The sequence below is a fragment of the Nitrospiraceae bacterium genome (genome assembly GCA_019637075.1).
Lineage (GTDB): Bacteria > Nitrospirota > Nitrospiria > Nitrospirales > Nitrospiraceae > JAHBWI01.
Window position 1 is genome coordinate 572,467 of the sequence record JAHBWI010000001.1, and the last position, 17,540, is coordinate 590,006.

Below are 17,540 nucleotides of genomic sequence, written 5' to 3' on the forward strand. Positions count from 1 at the left end.
ATTGCAAGCAGCGCCAGACCGACAGCACCACATCTCGATGAGGCGTGCAGGGCTTGCTGCACGCAGGGTGACCCCATGACGACCATCACGACGGGCGACCAGCCCAGACTTACACCGCATCATGCCTCCGGCACTCTGTCCTCGGCAAAACACATGCTCATCGTCGTCGATGACTCGAGCGAGTCCGCCAAGACCCTCCACTACGTCGGCCTTCTGCTCCGGGACATCCGAGACGTCACCATCACGTTGTTTCATGTGCTCAACCCCATGCCGCGGGAATTGATGGAACACGGAGGATCGGAAAATCCCGACACGGAGGCACGGCTCAGCGCTCAGCTACGGCAGGCCCAGGAGGAGTGGGTGCGGACCGAGGAAGCACTTGAGTATCCGATTCTGATCAAGGCGCTTGAGGAACTCGGACAAACCGGCTTCCCACTCGACCGAGTCTCACTCAAGCTTGGGCATGAACGCGATGTCGCCGACACCATTATCGACGAAGTCCATGGAGGGGAGTACGGCACCCTGGTCGTGACGCGTTACGCACGCGGGAGCGGAAGGCGTCTGTTCGGTTATGGGATGATCGATCGACTGATGAGGGAGTTGCCTGGAACCGCAGTCTGGATCGTGGGCTAGGCAGCAGATGTGGGCCCGTCGACCGATGACCTTCCGAGGGCGCGCGTGACAACTGCTCCTTCCAAGCTTGCTATCAGCCCCTCTAGAAAGGCCGGAAACATTGGTCCCTGTGGGGACACCGAGCGAACCTCTGACACGCGATTATGATACGGTACAGGGCGGGTGGCGTCGAGCTGGGCGCCCTGGTGCGCGCAACGAAAGGGACCCATTGGGAAATGTGTGGAGTGAGCACGACAGGGCTGGTCGACGACAGGACCCGCCTACTGATCTTTATTTCCAGCCTTCGCCCCCCATCCCTCCGCCCATGCCGCCGAAATTCCCGCCGAATCCACCCTGACCGGTTCCCCAATATTCGCCTTTGCGGATGCGTCCGAAGGGATGGCGTAAGTCCGGTCGGCTGAGCCACCACAGAAACCAGAGGGCGCCGCTGGCGGTGGTGACCGTAATCCAAAATCCCAAGCCGCGGAAATGCGCCCTTTGTAGCGACCCGACACGGATCTCTTGCGCGGTCGATGCAAGCGCGACGGCGGTGCGGTAGAGCCCCTCGCCGAAATGCCCGTTCTTGATCGCAGGATCGAGATACTCATGGCCGATCTTCCCGACGACATCCCCACCCATGACGGGAATCATCCGACGCCCCATCGTGACAGCGGCCTGCCGTTCCTGGACCGACAGCAGGATCAGCACCCCATGTTCTTCCTGCGTGCTGCCGATGCCCCATTTCTGATACAGGTCCGTCGCGAAATCGTTGGCCGATCCGTACGGCTTCAACGCCGGAACCGTCACGACCACCATTTCGACGCCGGTCTTTCGTTCCAGATCCTGGCACACCGATCGAATACGTTCGCGCCACTCCTGGTCAATGACGCCGGCATGGTCGCTGACATATCCAAGCGGCTCCAACGCGGGCGGTTTCTCGCGTGCCTCAGCCAACGACGCTGCGCCGAGGCACAAGACCCAGCAGAACGAGATCAGAACCGACAGGTGCCGACGCATCATCGAGATTTCGCGCCCCCGTTCGCGCAGACGTACCGGAAAAGTTTCTCGAGATCCGCCACGTAACGTTCAAACAACCGCGGCACCTCCACCGGTCCCGGCGAAATCTTTCCCCGCTTGAGGTTCAACACGTCCATGATCCCCGGCAATTCGCATCCGGCCATTCGCTGGATGTCCGCGATCAGCGCATCGGAATTGAACATCACGGTTCCTCCGGCGAGACGCTGCAATCCGCGGAGGCAGGGCAAAAGCCCCGTAAGCGAGAACGGCAGGAGCATGGTGGTCGCCTCTTCCGTGGCGCCGCCTTCCACAAATCGCTGGCGTACGCGCACCAAATTACCCGCAACCCCCTGGAAGACTTCGATGGCCAGATTGCTTCGGTCGATGTGGAGCCCGATAAAGGGGTCTCGGCCCGACAACACGCGATGCTGTTCTTGAATCTCAAGGTATTCGAGCGGGAACAGCGTGGAAGACGTTTGAATCTCGTCGGCAGTGACCATCAAGGGCACGACGATCTGTTCACGACTCCATCGACGCTGCGCATTGGCATAGCGTTTAAGGATCTCACGATCGGAGGAGGCCAGGCACAGCAACAGGTTGAGATTCGAGCGGCCGGGCAAAAATTCCCCTCGCACGGCGCTGCCGTACAGCACGATGCCTTCCAGGGCCGTCCCCAGGAGCGCACTCGTCTCCTTCACATAGCGAGTCAGTAGGCTTTGAGTATCGGACGGAACGTCCAAGGCAGTAGGTTGAGTCACGACCACCTCATCCCGCGTTGCGTCAGGCTCATCGATTCTTCTCCTCCGTTAGTCGGCGGACCGCACCGAAGCCCAGGGATCTGGAAGAAATCCCGCTACCATCATGCGATCGAGCAAGGAAAACGGCGGGCGGTTACGCAGCCCCGCCGTGGTGCAGAGCACACGATACCGCAGCCGCGCATTGCGATCGAGTGTCTTGAACGAGCGATCCCGTAAAAAGGCCAGGAGCGGATTTCCCGTATTCCAGAAGAACACCTGCTCATCGGCCAGTTGTTGAAGCATCGTCACATGGGGCCGCCGGGCGGACTCAAAGGCAGAGAGCGCGGAGGCCGAGCAGTCGCCTCGTTTCAACCAATCAGGAATCATCTCCGCCACAACCAGGGCATCCACCATCGCCTGCATCCGCCCCTGCGACGCGTGGGGGTTCATGGCATGGGCTGCATCACCGATCAAGAGCGCCCCATTGGCCACCCACCGCTCGGTCCTGACCCGCCCGGTGGGCATGTACCCGGTTTGACTCCAGTCGAGGAGGCCCTTGAAGGTGGGTTCCATCGAAGGGTCGATCCTCGTCCAACTGTCTCGAAGCGCGTCGAGCCCTCTGGCCTTGATCGCATCATACGACCCGGCTTGGATCATGTAGAACACGTAGGCCTTGCCTTCGGCTGCGGGGAAGAGGCCGAGAATCGACTTCGTGCCGACCAGGTAACGGCCTTCGTTGAACTCCATTCCGGCATCCATCAACGCGATGAGGTAGCCCTCGGCATAACGGTGCAGGTCCGTGTTGATCTTCAGCCCCTCGCGTACTTTCGAAAAGGCTCCGTCCGCGCCAACGACGAGACGTGAGGAGATGTCCACCGGCTCCCCCTGTCGAACAGCGTGGAGACCGACGACCCTGTCGCCCTCAAACCGCAAGCCCGTGAACTGCGCGTCGTACCAGAGTCCCTCGGAGTTCGCCTCGGCCAGCGCCTCAAGGATCGCATGATGCGCGACGTTCGGCAGAGTCACGACCGCTTGGTTATAGGGAGCGGGCAACTCGGAATAGTCCACCGTGCAGAGCCGCTCCCCGCCGGTTCGGCAGAAATTGAATTTGCGCACGATGCGCGTGGCATTGGCAGGCAAGCGATGCAGCAACCCAAGCCGGTCCAAGACCCGCTGCCCGTTCGGCTGCAGAATCTCACCCCTGAGCCCTTTCGGAGGCCCAGCGGCCTGCTCGATCACGAGTGAACGGATTCCCTGCTGCGCCAGCATCAGCGCCAGGACGGCCCCGCCGCCCCCGGCACCGACGATTGCCACATCTGTTTCCACCCTGCGTCCCATCCTGTCGCCTACTCTCCCGTCCAAGGCACGAATCGGTCACGGTCGTTCCACAAGGCCAGGAACTTCTCCCGCGCCTTGGCCGTCACGGCCCGGTCCGTGATGACGTCCAACCGTTCATCATTGTACCGATTGCCGCTGGTAGTGTGGTTGGCCGAGCCGGAGGTGTTGACCTCATCGTCGATCACCACCTGTTTCAGATGCATCAAGCCGTCATGCTGGTTCACGCGAATCGGCACACCCGCCGCACGCAAGGCCTTCGCCGCAGCCTGTTGCTTGGGATCGCTCATCCTCTCACGGTCGGTAATGACACGAACGTCCACGCCTCGGTGCTTGGCCTCCACGAGCGCCTTGACCACGGCAGGCGCGGTCATGCCGTACACCGCAACATAGATGTAGCGTTTCGCATGTCCATACAGACCCACCACCCGCTCGATCGGTAAATCCTCCGGCGCATAGAGGACTTCGATGGTGGCGGCAAATCCGCCGGACGCGGAAGTGAATAACGCGAAGGCGAGCGCAAGGACCACACAGCGAGAGAGCGCACGAACGTTGTGCCTGGAGCGCGATCGCGGAATCACTCGAGGTCAAAGAGAGTCCGGAAATGGTCGTCCGATTCGTTCCAGGCTTCCGGCGAAGTCTGGGAAAGCCAGGTCCGAAGGAAGGTTTTCTGATCGGGGGTCAGCATCTGCTTGATCTGGTGCGACCGTCCCTGCAGCGGCTGGAGAAACCCGGCCCGCGTCCTGAAGTCCAGCGTCGCCGTCCGGACATACATATTGGTGTACATGGACGGCTTCTCGTCTTCACCCTCCCCCTGCACCCAAACTGAGAGAAATTTCTCAAGCTGCAATCCGGCGCTGTCGAGCGCCGGTTCCGTGTCGTGAAAGAGCTCGTTCTCCGATTCCTTAAGCGGCATGGCCTCGTGGGCCCGAAATAAGAAATTTTTCTTCCACATACCCTACCCTCCAGACCGGCGCATACTGTAAGCTAGCGCTATCGAAAGTCAAGAAAGCGGCCCCGGGTCGGGACCCGCCGGTCAGCGCACACACCGGAAGGCCCGAGGGGATGGTCGTTACCTTGACAAGATGCGAACCCGTTTGCTAACTTCTTGAAATTCTTTAGACTCTTACCTTCCGAGGAGCGGGCATGCAGGTCATGATCAATGGAAAGTCCGAGCAGATCGCAGGGGGCAGCGTCCTCGATCTCCTCAAAGCCAAGAACATCGAACCCCAGATGGTGGCGGTCGAGGTCAACGACAAGATGCTGGAGCGAACCCACCTGGAAAGCACCCAGCTGAAAGACGGCGATCAAGTCGAGTTCCTGTTCTATATGGGCGGTGGTCGGTGACCGCAAGCGCGCATAAAGAAATCACTCAGCTCATCGGCAACACGCCGTTGGTGCGACTGAATCGCCTATCCAAGCCGGGAGCCGCGACGATTTACGCCAAGGTCGAGTCGTTCAATCCCGGCGGGAGCATCAAAGACCGTATCTGCCTCAACATGATCAATGAGGCGGAGCGACAGGGGAAACTGAAACCGGGCGGCACGATCGTCGAGCCGACCAGTGGAAACACCGGGATCGGGCTGGCCCTCGTCGCCGCGGTGCGTGGATACAAATTGATCCTGGTCATGCCCGAGAGCATGAGCATGGAGCGCGCAAGCCTCCTGTCTTCCTACGGAGCCCAACTGGTGTTGACCGCCGCCTGGGAAGGCATGAAGGGCTCGATCAAGGAAGCCGAGGCGATCATCGCGCAAAACCCGTCCTATTTCATGCCGGACCAGTTTTCCAACCCCGCCAATCCGGCCATGCACCGGATGACGACGGCGCCGGAAATACTGGACGCATTGGATGGAAAGGTCGATGCCTTCGTGGCGGCCGTGGGAACAGGCGGCACCATCACCGGCTGCGGCGAGGTGATCAAGGAACGGAATCCGGCGGCGAAGGTCATTGCCGTGGAACCGGCCGGCTCCCCGGTATTGTCCGGCGGCGATCCGGGACCGCACAAGATTCAAGGCATCGGAGCGGGATTCGTCCCGAAAGTCCTGAACCGCAAGCTGCTCGACCGCGTTATCACGGTGACCGACGACGAAGCCTATCAAACGGCCAAGTTGCTGGCGAAGAAGGAAGGCCTCTTGGTCGGGATTTCGGCAGGCGCCAATGTCTTCGCCGCCCAGAAAGTGGCGGAGGAACTCGGCCCGGGCAAGAACGTCGTGACCATTCTCTGCGACACAGGCGAGCGCTATATCAGCATCGAAAAGTACTTCAACATTTGAGAACAGAAGCCGTCAGCGGGCAAGCTCTCGGTAGCTCGCCGAGGCCTATTCACCGTATAGAGGAATGGATGCTCAAAATGGCCTTCCAGCAAGGCCGCAGGCGAGAAGAGACCGGAAGCGTACCCTCCGGAGTGCGTTGAGGATCTCGTCGAGCTGAGAAGAAGCTTCCCGACGATCATGGAATTTACAGAATCACAGATTACCCGCTACAGCCGGCACATTCTCCTGCCCGAGGTAGGCGGGAAAGGACAAAAGAAGATCGCCAAGGGTAAGGTATTGCTCGTGGGGGCCGGAGGACTGGGCTCGCCCGCCGCGCTCTATTTGGCGGCCGCCGGTCTCGGCACCATCGGCTTGATCGACAGCGATGTCGTCGACCTCACGAACCTCCAGCGGCAGGTCCTTCACCACACCTCCGACGTGGGACGCCCCAAGGTCCTGTCGGGCAAGGAAAAGATCCAGGCCCTCAATCCGGACGTGAATGTCTTGATGTACGAGGAGCGCCTGAATGCGGGGAACGCGCTGAAGATTTTCGGCGAGTACGACGTCATCATCGACGGCGTCGACAATTTCCCGACCAAGTTTCTGATCAACGACGCCTGTTACTTCGCCGGCAAGCCGCTGATTCACGGCGGTATCCTCCGGTTCGATGGGCGGGTCACGACGATCATTCCGAAGAAGTCCGCCTGCTATCGATGCGTCTTCAAGAAACCGCCGCCCGAGGGCTTGGTCGCCTCCTGTCAGGAAGCCGGGGTCATCGGCGTGCTGGCCGGCATTGTCGGCACGATCCAGGCCACCGAAGCGCTCAAGCTGATTCTGGGACTGGGCCGTCCGCTGACGGATCGACTGCTCGACTTCGACGCCAGACGAACCCAATTTCGCGAGATCCGCATCAAACGGAACCCGGATTGCCCGCTCTGCGGCGAGCATCCCACGATCACCGAATTGTTCGAGGACGGCAATGTCGGACCGTCCTGTGCGTTGCCGGGCCAACAGTAACTTTGTAGCGAAGGTGTCTCCATGGCAAAGATGAAAGCGCTGGTCTGTCGCGAGTGCGGAAAAGAATACCCGGCGAAAGCCATTCACGTCTGCGAGATGTGCTTCGGCCCCCTCGAGGTGAAGTACAACTACGACGAGATCAAGGGGGTCGTCTCGCGCAAGAAGATCGAACAGGGCCCGCAAAGCATGTGGCGCTACATCGACCTGCTCCCGGTCGAGGGAACCGCGCTCATCGGCCCTCATGCGGGACTGACCCCGATGGTCCGCGCCAAGAACCTGGGTGCGTTCCTCGGCATCGACGAGCTCTACATCAAGAACGACACGGTCAACCACCCGACCCTTTCGTTCAAAGATCGCGTCGTCTCGGTCGCGCTGACACGGGCCCGCGAGTTGGGCTTTGAAACGGTCGCCTGTGCCTCGACCGGCAACCTGGCCAATTCGGTGGCCGCGCATGCAGCGGCGGCCGGCATGAAGTGCTACGTGTTCATTCCCGCGGACCTCGAAGCCGCCAAGGTGCTCGGCAACCTGATCTACAAGCCGAACGTGGTGGAAGTGGAAGGCAACTACGACGACGTCAACCGGCTCTGCAGCGAAATTGCCGCCGAGCACGGATGGGCCTTCGTCAACATCAACATTCGTCCCTACTATGCGGAAGGGTCCAAGACCTTGGCGTTCGAGACGGTGGAACAGCTCGGGTGGCGCACGCCGGATCAGGCCGTCATCCCGATGGCGTCCGGCTCGCTCCTCACCAAGATTTGGAAGGGCTTGAACGAAATGCACGCCCTCGGCCTGGTGGACGAGGTCCGGACCAAAGTCAACGGCGCCCAGGCGGAAGGCTGCTCTCCGATTGCCACGGCGTTCCTGGCGGGCAGAGACTTCTTCAAGCCGGTCAAGCCCAAGACCATCGCCAAGTCGCTGGCCATCGGCAACCCGGCCGACGGTTACTACGCCTTGAAGGCCACAGCCGAAAGCAAGGGCGCCATGGAAGCGGTGACCGACGAGGAAGTGGTCGAGGGCATCAAGCTGTTGGCTCAGACCGAAGGCATCTTCGCGGAAACGGCCGGCGGCGTGACGATCGGCGTGCTGCGCAAGTTGGTCAAAAAAGGGATCATCAAGAAAAGCGACGTGACGGTCGCCTATATCACAGGCAACGGGCTCAAGACGCAGGAAGCCGTGGTGGATGCCGTGGGACGTCCTTACCGCATTCAGCCGAGCCTGCTCAGCTTCCAAAATACCTTCAAAATGGGAAAGAACGGTGGTGGTGACGCATGATTAAAGTACGCATTCCGACTCCCCTGCGGACCCTGACCAAGGGCCAGGGAGAAGTCGAAGCCCCTGCAGGCAGCATCGACGATATGATCGGCACGCTGGACGCAACCTATCCCGGCCTCAAGAGCCGGCTTTGCGACGAAAAGGGCGACCTGCGCCGCTTCGTCAACATCTACGTCAACGAAGAGGACATCCGTTTCCTGAACGGAAAGGAGACCTCGTTGAAAGACGGCGACGAAGTGTCCATCGTCCCAGCCATCGCCGGAGGCTAATCATGACGAGCCTGCGTTTTCACATTCGTTTTCCGGAAACCAAGATCAAAGAACCGATCATTTACCAGATCGGCCATGAGTTCAAAGTCGTCACAAACGTGCGCCGGGCGGACGTGCGCGAGACGACCGGCTGGATGGACCTTGAACTCACGGGCGACACGGCGGAAATCGAGCGCGCGATCGACGGATTCCGCGCCAAGGGCTGCGTCGTCGACCCCATCGAACTCAACGTGGTGGAGTAACTCACGCCGATCGCACCTCATGGAGGCTGTCCCGCATTCGACGTTCCGCTTCGCGACGAGAGACCAACGACATGGAATTTACCGATACGCAAATACAGCGTTATAGCCGGCATATCATCTTGAGCGAAGTCGGCGGCAAGGGCCAGATGAAGCTGGCCAAGGCCAAAGTCCTGCTCATCGGCGCAGGAGGTCTGGGATCTCCGGCCGCGCTTTATCTGGCGGCAGCCGGCATCGGCACCATCGGCCTCGTCGACGGCGACGTCGTGGACCTGTCCAACCTCCAACGGCAGATTCTCCATTCGACCGCGACCCTTGGCCAGCCGAAGGTGGAATCAGGCCGCAAGACGATCACCGCCATCAATCCCGACGTGGACGTGAAGACCTTCCAGATGAACGTCGACAGCGACAACATTCTTGATTTGGTTTCGAAATTCGACGTCGTGCTCGACGGATCGGATAACTTTTCGACCCGCTTCCTCGTCAACGATGCCTGCTTCTTCGCGAAGAAAACACTCGTGTCTGCGAGCATGTTTCGTTTCGAAGGGCAGCTCACGACAATCAAGCCCCATGCTGGCTACCCCTGCTATCGCTGCTTGTACCCGGAGCCTCCGCCGGCCGGCCTCGTGCCGAGCTGCCAGGAAGCCGGCGTGCTGGGCGTCCTCGCGGGAACGATGGGCATTTTGCAGGCCTCGGAAGCGATCAAGGAAATCCTCGGCATCGGCGAAACGATCGCCGACAAACTCCTGATCTACGATGCGCTGGAGATGAAATTCCGAAAAGTCTCGCGCCCCAAGGATCCGCGCTGCCCCCTCTGCAGCTCGACCCCGACCATTACCAGCCTCGGTGGCGACTATACCGTCACCTGCACGATCTGACGTGGCGGACCTGTCGATTCCCCAACGAATCCTGGATGAGATCGTCGCGCACGCGCGCGAGCTGACGCCGTATGAGTGCTGCGGCCTGCTTGCCGGCAAGGACGGCACGGTCACGGACCTCTACCGCATCACGAACGTGGTCGCGCTCGAAGGAGCCTCGCAACTGGCGAGCTTCGACGACGCGAAGCTCTCGCACCTCTCCCGGCTGTCGCCCCAGGAGCGCGCCGAGATCGCCTTTGTGATGGATGCGCGGGATCTCGCGCTGGCGCAAAAAGACATGCGGAAGCGAGGCTTGCAGCTTCAGGTCGTCTACCACTCCCATCCGCACGACCCTGCCCGCCCTTCCGTAACCGACATCAAGATCGCCACGGATTACGAAGACTACTGGGGCAAAATCAATCTTCCGATTCCGGCCTACACGATCGTCTCGCTCATGCACGCAGCGCCCGATCTGCGCACCTACTGGATCAAGGGCGGAACCGTCAGCATCACAGACCTGCGGATCATCTGACGTCGACGCAATTCTCCTCTACCAATCCCCAGGGGACGATGCCATAATTGCCCTTTCTTTTTTGACGGGAGGGGGTTTGCCATGCGTCATCTGCCGCTCTTCATTGCACTTATTGCGATCTATTTCGGCGCGGGCCTGGCGACGCCGCCGGCTGCGAATGCCGTGGAGAAGAGCTTTTACAGCCCGGTGATCCATGTGGACAAGGAAAACAGCCGCATCCTCATTTCCACCTCCGGCTCGGTCTTTTGGATTGAAGTTCCGGAAGCGGCGAGGCCGCACATGGACAAGCTTCCGATCTCCGGATTAGCCGATTTCGTGGTAGAAGTGACGGAAGGACAACCGCCGGTACTGAAGAGCTGGAAGGTCAAGTCGGGAGAATCGACCTGCCTGCACTTTGACGGAAAAGTCTGCAAATAGGCTGAACGCAGTTGGTGAGTTCGTGATCTGGTGAGTTAGCGACCTGCCGTTTGCTCATTGGACGTTGCTCCAATTAACGATCCACCGGATCACCACCTCGGACGTTACTCGGAGCTGCCGAGCATGTCGTCGACCAGCGGACGGTTGATGTCGGTACAACCCATGCAGATCGTATCGAACAACGCCTCGTGGTCGGAGACGAAGTTCCGACCATCGACCAGCTTCTCTGCGATCACCTGGTCGTAGCAGACGTCGCAGAGCATCATCAATCCGCGCTGGACCCCGACCGTTTTTCGTCCCGCACTTCCTCCCATGACCGGCCTCTCCTTTATATGATCACGGCGTGCGCCTGCGCGCTACACCGACCCTTTTTGTCTTGCCACCCAGAAATCTTCCTGCTCCAGGTCGATTCCACATTCAGCACATTCATAGGGCTGCTCGGCCGGGGGGATCGATAATTCCGTCCGCACAAGACGCCCCCGGCACACATGATAAAACCGCCCCCGTGCATCCTCGGTATCCAACGGATCGTGTTCGTAGACCAGAACCATCGTTATCCCTCTTCCTAGCTTCATTCACGAAAGACATTCATGCCACGTTGCACGAAGAGTATCTCGTGAAGCGCATTTCGTATCTCGAATCCAAATCCCAGTCACGACACGTCGCTTCACGAAAGACGCGTCAAATTTGAAACTGTGCCTCGTAGAGCGCGGCATAGACGCCCCCGCGTCGAATGAGATCCTCGTGTACGCCTTCCTCGACGATCATTCCCCGCTCGACCACGACGATGCGATCCACGTCGTGCAGGGTCGCCAGGCGATGCGCGATGATGAACGTCGTCCGGCCTTTCGTCAGATCGTTGAGCGCCTCGCGGATCTTCACCTCGGTTTCCGTATCGATATTCGACGTCGCTTCATCGAAGATCACGATCGGCGGATCTTTGAGCAGCACGCGGGCAATCGACACCCGTTGTTTCTGGCCGACGGACAACTTCACGCCGCGCTCGCCGATCCAGGTATCATAGCCGTCCGGGAGAGCGGAAATAAAATCGTGGGCCCGCGCCGCCCTGGCCGCCGCTTCGACCCGCTCATGGCTCGCGGTCAAGTCGCTGTAGAGAATATTCTCGCGCACCGTCCCGTTGAACAGAAACGGCTCCTGCTGCACCAACCCGATCTGGCTTCGCAGGAACCCCAGAGGCATGTCCCGCACATCATAGCCGTCGATCAAGACCGCGCCGCTCCGCACGTCGTAAAAACGCACCAAGAGTTTCAACAGCGACGTCTTCCCCGCGCCGCTCGGACCGACCAAGGCAATCCGCTGTCCGGCTTCGACATGCAGGTTGACGTGGGACAATACGGTGCCTTCGTGCCGATACCCGAATGCGACGTCGCGGTACTCGACCCGACCCCTCAGACGTTGGACGGGAGCAAGCACGCCAGGGCGATCCTGGACCTCCGGCTTCGCGTCCAAAATTTCAAACACCCGTTCGCTCGCCGCCAAGGCATGCTGCAACATGTGGTTGAGCGAGTGGATCTCATTCACCGGCGTATAGAACAGCGTCAGGTAGGACAAAAACATGACCAACTGCCCGACCGTCAAACGGCCGGCCATGACCTCTTGGGCACCGTACCAGAGGATCAGGACAGTCCCGCTGCTGCCGACGAAGACCATCCCAGGCCAATACCACGACCACAGATACATCGCCTTCAGGCTGTTCTGGCTGTAGGCCTCGCTCAGTTTCTCGAATCGACGACGCTCATACTCATGCTGACTGAAGCCGATCGTTTCCTTGATCCCGGACAATGCATCCTGCAGATAGGCATTGAGCTCCGCCACGCTCTTTCTCGTGTTGTAATAGTACCCGTGCACCCGGCGTGTGAACCACACGGCAGACACGATCAGGATCGGGATCGGCACGAGGGACAGCAGGGCCAGCTTCCAATTGAGCGTGAAGAGCATCACGGTGATGCCGACCAGCGTGAGCGAGGCGGTCAGCAGCCCTTCGAGCCCGTCCACAAAAATCCGCTCGACATGCTCCGTGTCGCTGGTTACCCGGGTCATGATTTCACCCGTGGACCGATTCTCAAAATAGCTCAACGACAGCCGCTGCAATGCAGTGAACACCTGCATCCGCAACGAATGCACGGCCTGTTGCTCCAGCTTGTTGTTGAAGCGCACGCGCATGAAACTGGCGACGTTTCGCAACACGTAGGACAGCAGCAGCGCGCCGAGGACCGCCGTCAACAGATCAGACTGACGGGCCTGGATGACATCGTCGATGACGATCTTGATCAGGTAGGGCGGAACGAGTTCCAACGCCGTGGCCACCGCGGCACAGACAAAGGTCGTCACCGCCAGCCATTTGAACGGCTTCAGATAGGAAAGGACTCTGAGGAGAGATTTCACAACACGTCGGCGAGCCGGACCGGGTTAGATGACGCTGGCCGGTTCCTTCTGCCAATATTTCTGGAATTCTTCCATCTGCGTCAGCGTGGACATGTCGGTCATCCGATCAAGGAACACCTTCCCGATCAGGTGATCGATCTCGTGCTGGATGCAGACCGCATAAAGTCCGCTGGCCTCGATATCCTGGCGCTTGCCCGTCCGGTCCAGCGCCGTTACCCGCACCATGGAGGGACGGGTCACCTTGCCGCGCAGACCGTCGACGCTGAGACAACCTTCCCAGAATTCAGCCTGTTCAGGACCATAGTACACGATGGTCGGATTGATCAACACCGTCGACGGGAAGCCCCCTTCACCCGGACAATCCATCACCACCAGCTGCACCGATCGCCCCACCTGCGGCGCGGCCAAACCGATGCCCGGCTCGTCGTACATTGTCTCATACATATCGTCGATCAGCTGCTGGAACGCCGCCTTCTTGATTTCGGCAGGATCCACCGCTTGCGACTGCTGCCGGAGAATCGGGTTCCCCAGCTTCGTAATTTTCAGAATGGCCATCGCGTTTCCTCGCTCAAAAAAATCTAACACAGGCTCCCGCGGCCCCGCAACCAAACGAACGCTCGGCGCGCGGGCCGCTCAGCCGCTGCGTCGGCGCTGCTGGGGCGGCGGCAGTTCGAACGAGTCCTTCGAGGCATTCCACCACTCGGTCCATTCCTGCATCCAATTTTGCCGGTCCTGCTTGCTCGAGGCTTCCCAGTCGTGGAACTCGGTTTCGTGACGGGTCAACATCCAGAGCGATTGGACCGCAGAGATCGCCACATACCGCTCCTCATCCGCGACCAGCTCGATCAGGGGCTGGATCACATGTTTATCCCGGATATAGCGGGATTCGAACGCCGCCACCTTCCTGATGGTCGGGTTGGCATCCTTCGCCATCACCTCGATAGCAGCGGGAGCCTGCAACGGATCGAGCCTCACCGCCACGCGCAGGGCGTGCTCCCGAATGCGCGGCAACTCGTTGACCTGCTTGGCTGCTTCGAGGAGAGCCGGCACCGCCGTGGGCGATTTCAGCATCGACAGCGTTTCGATCGCGTTGTATCGGATTCTCGGCCCCGGCATCGTCAGGGCCTTGGTCAGGACCGGCACGACCGATTCACCCAAGTGCACGAATTCCCCCATCGCCCAAAACTCCTGCTTGCCTTCCAGCAAAGGCAACAAGGCCTCCGCGCGCTGCAGTTCTTCCGCAGACAACGGGTTGGTGTTCGGCGCGACCGACACGTCGGGAATGGGTTCCGACTTGGGCGGCATCTCATAGGGCACCTGGACGAGCCACACCGTTTCGGCCGATGCCGTCGGGGCAAGGGCGATGCTCTGCCACAACGCGAACAGAAGGACACCCAACTGGCTGATTCGATCACGACCGGCTGCGGGGGATCTCATGCGACGATTCCTTTCCTATCCTTGGGACATATGCTCAGGCTCCGGGGCTCCCGGAGTCCCCGAATGTTGCGAAGAGGCCGAACGACGGTGCACCAGCTCATACAAGACTGGCAGGACCACCAGAATCAGCACGGCGGCCGTCAACATGCCGCCCACGACGACCCGCGCCAACGGCTTCTGGGCTTGCGAGCCGATGCCTGTCGCCAGGGCGGCCGGCAAAAGTCCGATGGCCGCGCCGAGCGTCGCCATGAGGATCGGACGCATTTGCATCTCGGCCCCCTTGATGACCGCCTCGCGCAGGCCAAGCCCGCTGACCCGCAGCTCTTCTATCCGAGAGATTAGCAAGAGTCCCCCCAGAATCGCCACCCCCAGAGTCGAAATGACGCCGACGGCGGCGGAGATGCTGAAATTGGTGCCGGTCAGGACCAGAGCGAAGACACCGCCGATCAGCGCAAACGGCACCGTCACGAGCACCAACAACGCATTTTTGAAGGAATTGAACGTCGTATAAAGAAGGAATAGGATCAGCAACATGCTGAGCGGAACGATACCGAGCAGCCGTTTCTGCTCCTCCTTCAACTGATCGTACTGGCCGGCCCACTCGGTTCGATAGCGCTCTGGCAACTCGACCGCGGCCGCAATCTTCCCCTGCGCCTCCTTGACGGTACTCTCAAGGTCGCGATCGCGCACACTGAACTTGATCGGGATGTATCGTTCATTGTTCTCCCGGTAGATGAGGAAGGCGCCGGTCTGGGTCTTGATGGTCGCCAGCTGCTTCAGCGGGATGCGCGCGCCATCCGGCGTGTTGACCAGGATGTTGCCGATCGTCTCGGCATCCCGGCGATATTCAGGCAAGAACCGCACGACCAAGTCGAACAGCCGCTCTCCTTCAAATACCTGGGTGACGCCCTGCCCGCCGACGGCGGCCTGCACCACGGCATTGACGTCGGAGATTCGCAATCCATACCTGGCGCTGGCCTCGCGGTCGACCTGAATCAGCAGATTCGGTTGTCCGACCAGCCGGAAAATACCCAGGTCCTTCACACCCCGGATGCCACGCATGACTTCCTCGATTTCCATTGCCTTGGCTTCCAGGACTTTCAGATCCGAGCCGAAGAGTTTGATCGAGTTTTCCCCTTTCACGCCGGACATTGCTTCTTCGACGTTGTCCTGGATCACCTGTGAGAAGTTGAAGATCACGCCGGGAATCGATTTCAGCCGCCCTTCGATTTCCTCGATCAGTCGGTCCTTCGTCATCCCAGGGCGCCATTCTTTCCCAGGCTTCAGGTTGGCCAAAAATTCTCCGTTGAAGAAGCTCGTCGGGTCGGTGCCGTCGTCGGGCCGCCCCAGCTGAGAGACGATCGTCGTCACTTCCGGTGAACTGCGGAACATCTGCCGGATCTCTCCGGTCAAGCGCGCGGCCTCGTCGAAGGAGATGTCGACCGGCATGGTGGCCCGAACCCAGAGATTACCTTCCTCCAGCGCCGGCATGAACTCGCCGCCCACAAACTGCAACGCCACGAGCGATGCCAGCCACAAGACCAGCGAGGCGGCGAGCACCTTGACCTTGTGCCCGAGCGCCCACTCAAGCGTCGATAGGTAGCGGCGCCGCACCGCCGCAACGAGCACCGTATCCTGTTCGGTAATCGCCCCCTTCAGCAGCAGCGAGCACAGCACCGGCGCGAGCGTGAACGCCATCAAGAGCGCGCCGGCCAATGCAAATCCATAGGTGATGGACATGGGCGCGAAAATCCGTCCGGGTACGCCCGTCATCGTGAACAGCGGAATGAACGCGACCACGATGATCGCGGTCGAGAAGAAAATGGGACGCCCCACTTGTCTGGCCGCACGGACGATGACTTGGGGTACGGTGAGGCCGGTGCGTCGATCGTGCGCCAAATGGAAGAAGATGCTTTCCACCATCACCAGCGTCGCATCGACGATGATCCCGAAATCGATCGCGCCCAGCGAGATCAAGTTCGCGGATTGCTTGATCAGCACCATCATCGTGAACGTAAAGAGCAACGACAGCGGAATCGTCAGCGCGACGATGATCGAGGCCCGCAAATTCCCCAGAAATACGAGCAGGATCAGGAAGACCAGAACCATCCCGCTGATGAGGATGTCCGTGACCGTCTCGACGGTCGTGTGGATCAACGCGGTGCGGTCGTAGAAGGTTTTGATCTTGACGCCATCCGGCAACTTCCACTTGTTGAGATCCGCGACTTTCTCCCGCACCCGCTCCAGGACATTCAGCGCCTTGTACCCCCGCTGCAAGAGAATGACCCCTTCGACCACGTCGTCCTTGTCATCGATGCCGACTTTGCCGAGCCTGACGCGATGGCCGACGGTGACGGAGCCGAGGGTCTTCACGAAGATCGGCGTCCCTTCTTTCTCGACCACCATCACGTTCTCGATGTCCTGCAGGTTGTTGATCAGCCCCAGCCCGCGAATGTTGTAGTTCTGCCCTCCGACGGTGAGATAGTTCCCGCCGACGTTGGCATTGCTGTTGCTGAGGGCCTCCATGACCTGGGCCAAACTGACGCCGTAGCTGATCAATTTTCCGGGATCGATATCGACGTGATATTCGCGGGTCGTGCCGCCGAACGCGGTCACGTCGATGACCCCGGGAATGCGCCGAAATTCCCGCCGTAACTGCCAATCCTGAATGGTCTTTAGGTCGGTGAGACTGGTCTGCGGAATACCCTCAAGCTCATAGCGATAGATTTCGGCGATCGCCCACCAGGGGGAGAGGGTCGGCTGAACGTTTTGCGGGAGTGTGACCGTCGCCAGACGGTTGATGACTTCCTGCCGGTCGAAAAAGTAGTTCGTGTCGAAATCGAAGTAGATCTTAATATCGCTCAACCCGAAAATCGACAGCGAGCGGATGTCGGCCAGGCCGGGCATGCCGTTGAGCGCCACCTCGAGCGGAATCGTGATCTGCCGTTCGATTTCTTCGGCGGACCAGCCCGGATACTGCGTGATGACCTCGACCATCGGCGGCGAGGGGTCCGGATAGGCGACGATGTCGAGGAGATGAAACGCGTACAGACCGCCGAACAAGAGGGTCAAACCGAGAGTGCAGATGAGGAACCGCTGGACGAGGGAGAGTTCGACGATGCGCGCGATCATGCGATGTGA

General features: G+C 60.0%; 21 protein-coding genes. 10 read left to right on the forward strand and 11 right to left on the reverse strand.

The genetic code is table 11. The features are described from left to right. The first annotated feature begins 75 nt into the window (after window positions 1–75). Window positions 76–633 carry a universal stress protein gene (locus KF814_02745; GenBank protein ID MBX3235046.1) on the forward strand — a complete coding sequence of 186 codons (558 nt, stop codon included), beginning with the start codon at window positions 76–78 and terminating at the stop codon, window positions 631–633. Between the two features lie 270 nt (window positions 634–903). Here KF814_02745 and KF814_02750 read toward each other — a convergent pair whose 3' ends face one another. The 5 genes from KF814_02750 to KF814_02770 are packed head-to-tail and all read right to left on the reverse strand — an operon-like array spanning window position 904 to window position 4,656. After that, window positions 904–1,632, reverse strand: coding sequence for a TPM domain-containing protein (locus tag KF814_02750; protein ID MBX3235047.1), 729 nt, complete (start codon window positions 1,630–1,632; stop codon window positions 904–906). Further along, window positions 1,629–2,387, reverse strand: coding sequence for a hypothetical protein (locus tag KF814_02755; protein ID MBX3235048.1), 759 nt, complete (start codon window positions 2,385–2,387; stop codon window positions 1,629–1,631). The genes KF814_02750 and KF814_02755 overlap by 4 nt, the downstream gene beginning before the upstream one ends. A gap of 48 nt (window positions 2,388–2,435) precedes the next feature. Next, window positions 2,436–3,704 (reverse strand): FAD-dependent monooxygenase, encoded by a 1,269-nt coding sequence (locus tag KF814_02760; protein ID MBX3235049.1) that lies wholly within the window; start codon window positions 3,702–3,704, stop codon window positions 2,436–2,438. Between the two features lie 8 nt (window positions 3,705–3,712). Next, complete coding sequence (locus KF814_02765) at window positions 3,713–4,282, reverse strand: hypothetical protein (protein ID MBX3235050.1); 570 nt, start codon at window positions 4,280–4,282, stop codon at window positions 3,713–3,715. Beyond that, on the reverse strand, window positions 4,279–4,656 hold the full coding sequence (locus KF814_02770; GenBank protein ID MBX3235051.1) for a hypothetical protein: 378 nt from the start codon (window positions 4,654–4,656) through the stop codon (window positions 4,279–4,281). Before KF814_02770 ends, KF814_02765 begins: the two co-directional genes overlap by 4 nt. A 191-nt stretch (window positions 4,657–4,847) precedes the next feature. Here KF814_02770 and thiS point away from each other — a divergent pair, with 191 nt between their 5' ends. The 9 genes from thiS to KF814_02815 all read left to right on the forward strand — a co-directional run bounded on the left by thiS (window position 4,848) and on the right by KF814_02815 (window position 10,556). Then, window positions 4,848–5,048: a sulfur carrier protein ThiS gene (thiS, locus tag KF814_02775; protein MBX3235052.1), complete on the forward strand. Its 201-nt coding sequence runs from the start codon at window positions 4,848–4,850 to the stop codon at window positions 5,046–5,048. Beyond that, a complete protein-coding gene (cysK, locus tag KF814_02780; protein MBX3235053.1) occupies window positions 5,045–5,974 on the forward strand; it encodes a cysteine synthase A in 930 nt (309 codons plus the stop codon). Before thiS ends, cysK begins: the two co-directional genes overlap by 4 nt. A gap of 177 nt (window positions 5,975–6,151) precedes the next feature. After that, a complete protein-coding gene (gene moeB / locus KF814_02785) occupies window positions 6,152–6,970 on the forward strand; it encodes a molybdopterin-synthase adenylyltransferase MoeB (GenBank protein MBX3235054.1) in 819 nt (272 codons plus the stop codon). A 30-nt stretch (window positions 6,971–7,000) separates the two neighbouring features. Continuing rightward, window positions 7,001–8,242, forward strand: coding sequence for a threonine synthase (locus KF814_02790; GenBank protein MBX3235055.1), 1,242 nt, complete (start codon window positions 7,001–7,003; stop codon window positions 8,240–8,242). After that, complete coding sequence (locus KF814_02795; protein ID MBX3235056.1) at window positions 8,239–8,511, forward strand: MoaD/ThiS family protein; 273 nt, start codon at window positions 8,239–8,241, stop codon at window positions 8,509–8,511. The genes KF814_02790 and KF814_02795 overlap by 4 nt, the downstream gene beginning before the upstream one ends. 2 nt (window positions 8,512–8,513) lie before the next feature. Next, entirely contained in the window at window positions 8,514–8,753 is a 240-nt protein-coding gene (locus KF814_02800) for an NIL domain-containing protein (GenBank protein ID MBX3235057.1), read from the forward strand. Between the two features lie 71 nt (window positions 8,754–8,824). Further along, window positions 8,825–9,628, forward strand: coding sequence for a molybdopterin-synthase adenylyltransferase MoeB (gene moeB, locus KF814_02805; GenBank protein ID MBX3235058.1), 804 nt, complete (start codon window positions 8,825–8,827; stop codon window positions 9,626–9,628). A gap of 1 nt (window position 9,629) precedes the next feature. Continuing rightward, window positions 9,630–10,139 (forward strand): M67 family metallopeptidase, encoded by a 510-nt coding sequence (locus tag KF814_02810; protein ID MBX3235059.1) that lies wholly within the window; start codon window positions 9,630–9,632, stop codon window positions 10,137–10,139. Window positions 10,140–10,220: 81 nt separating this feature from the next. Next, window positions 10,221–10,556: a hypothetical protein gene (locus tag KF814_02815; GenBank protein MBX3235060.1), complete on the forward strand. Its 336-nt coding sequence runs from the start codon at window positions 10,221–10,223 to the stop codon at window positions 10,554–10,556. Between the two features lie 104 nt (window positions 10,557–10,660). Here KF814_02815 and KF814_02820 read toward each other — a convergent pair whose 3' ends face one another. The 6 genes from KF814_02820 to KF814_02845 all read right to left on the reverse strand — a co-directional run bounded on the left by KF814_02820 (window position 10,661) and on the right by KF814_02845 (window position 17,531). Beyond that, window positions 10,661–10,870, reverse strand: a complete 210-nt coding sequence (locus KF814_02820) for a hypothetical protein (GenBank protein MBX3235061.1) — start codon at window positions 10,868–10,870, stop codon at window positions 10,661–10,663. A 42-nt stretch (window positions 10,871–10,912) separates the two neighbouring features. Beyond that, window positions 10,913–11,107 (reverse strand): hypothetical protein, encoded by a 195-nt coding sequence (locus tag KF814_02825; GenBank protein MBX3235062.1) that lies wholly within the window; start codon window positions 11,105–11,107, stop codon window positions 10,913–10,915. Window positions 11,108–11,237: 130 nt separating this feature from the next. Beyond that, complete coding sequence (locus KF814_02830; protein ID MBX3235063.1) at window positions 11,238–12,914, reverse strand: ABC transporter ATP-binding protein; 1,677 nt, start codon at window positions 12,912–12,914, stop codon at window positions 11,238–11,240. A gap of 72 nt (window positions 12,915–12,986) precedes the next feature. Next, window positions 12,987–13,517 carry a peptide deformylase gene (gene def / locus KF814_02835; GenBank protein MBX3235064.1) on the reverse strand — a complete coding sequence of 177 codons (531 nt, stop codon included), beginning with the start codon at window positions 13,515–13,517 and terminating at the stop codon, window positions 12,987–12,989. Window positions 13,518–13,595: 78 nt separating this feature from the next. Then, window positions 13,596–14,399: a HEAT repeat domain-containing protein gene (locus KF814_02840; protein MBX3235065.1), complete on the reverse strand. Its 804-nt coding sequence runs from the start codon at window positions 14,397–14,399 to the stop codon at window positions 13,596–13,598. A gap of 15 nt (window positions 14,400–14,414) precedes the next feature. Next, window positions 14,415–17,531, reverse strand: a complete 3,117-nt coding sequence (locus KF814_02845) for an efflux RND transporter permease subunit (GenBank protein ID MBX3235066.1) — start codon at window positions 17,529–17,531, stop codon at window positions 14,415–14,417. Window positions 17,532–17,540: the final 9 nt, after the last annotated feature.

Coding starts and splice junctions, on each gene's coding strand:
- KF814_02745 (MBX3235046.1), top strand. CDS start 76: ATGACGACCATCACGACGGGCGACCAGCCCAGACTTACACCGCATCAT.
- KF814_02750 (MBX3235047.1), bottom strand. CDS start 1,632: ATGATGCGTCGGCACCTGTCGGTTCTGATCTCGTTCTGCTGGGTCTTG.
- KF814_02760 (MBX3235049.1), bottom strand. CDS start 3,704: ATGGGACGCAGGGTGGAAACAGATGTGGCAATCGTCGGTGCCGGGGGC.
- KF814_02770 (MBX3235051.1), bottom strand. CDS start 4,656: ATGTGGAAGAAAAATTTCTTATTTCGGGCCCACGAGGCCATGCCGCTT.
- thiS (MBX3235052.1), top strand. CDS start 4,848: ATGCAGGTCATGATCAATGGAAAGTCCGAGCAGATCGCAGGGGGCAGC.
- moeB (MBX3235054.1), top strand. CDS start 6,152: ATGGAATTTACAGAATCACAGATTACCCGCTACAGCCGGCACATTCTC.
- KF814_02790 (MBX3235055.1), top strand. CDS start 7,001: ATGAAAGCGCTGGTCTGTCGCGAGTGCGGAAAAGAATACCCGGCGAAA.
- KF814_02795 (MBX3235056.1), top strand. CDS start 8,239: ATGATTAAAGTACGCATTCCGACTCCCCTGCGGACCCTGACCAAGGGC.
- KF814_02800 (MBX3235057.1), top strand. CDS start 8,514: ATGACGAGCCTGCGTTTTCACATTCGTTTTCCGGAAACCAAGATCAAA.
- moeB (MBX3235058.1), top strand. CDS start 8,825: ATGGAATTTACCGATACGCAAATACAGCGTTATAGCCGGCATATCATC.
- KF814_02815 (MBX3235060.1), top strand. CDS start 10,221: ATGCGTCATCTGCCGCTCTTCATTGCACTTATTGCGATCTATTTCGGC.
- KF814_02820 (MBX3235061.1), bottom strand. CDS start 10,870: ATGGGAGGAAGTGCGGGACGAAAAACGGTCGGGGTCCAGCGCGGATTG.
- KF814_02825 (MBX3235062.1), bottom strand. CDS start 11,107: ATGGTTCTGGTCTACGAACACGATCCGTTGGATACCGAGGATGCACGG.
- def (MBX3235064.1), bottom strand. CDS start 13,517: ATGGCCATTCTGAAAATTACGAAGCTGGGGAACCCGATTCTCCGGCAG.
- KF814_02840 (MBX3235065.1), bottom strand. CDS start 14,399: ATGAGATCCCCCGCAGCCGGTCGTGATCGAATCAGCCAGTTGGGTGTC.
- KF814_02845 (MBX3235066.1), bottom strand. CDS start 17,531: ATGATCGCGCGCATCGTCGAACTCTCCCTCGTCCAGCGGTTCCTCATC.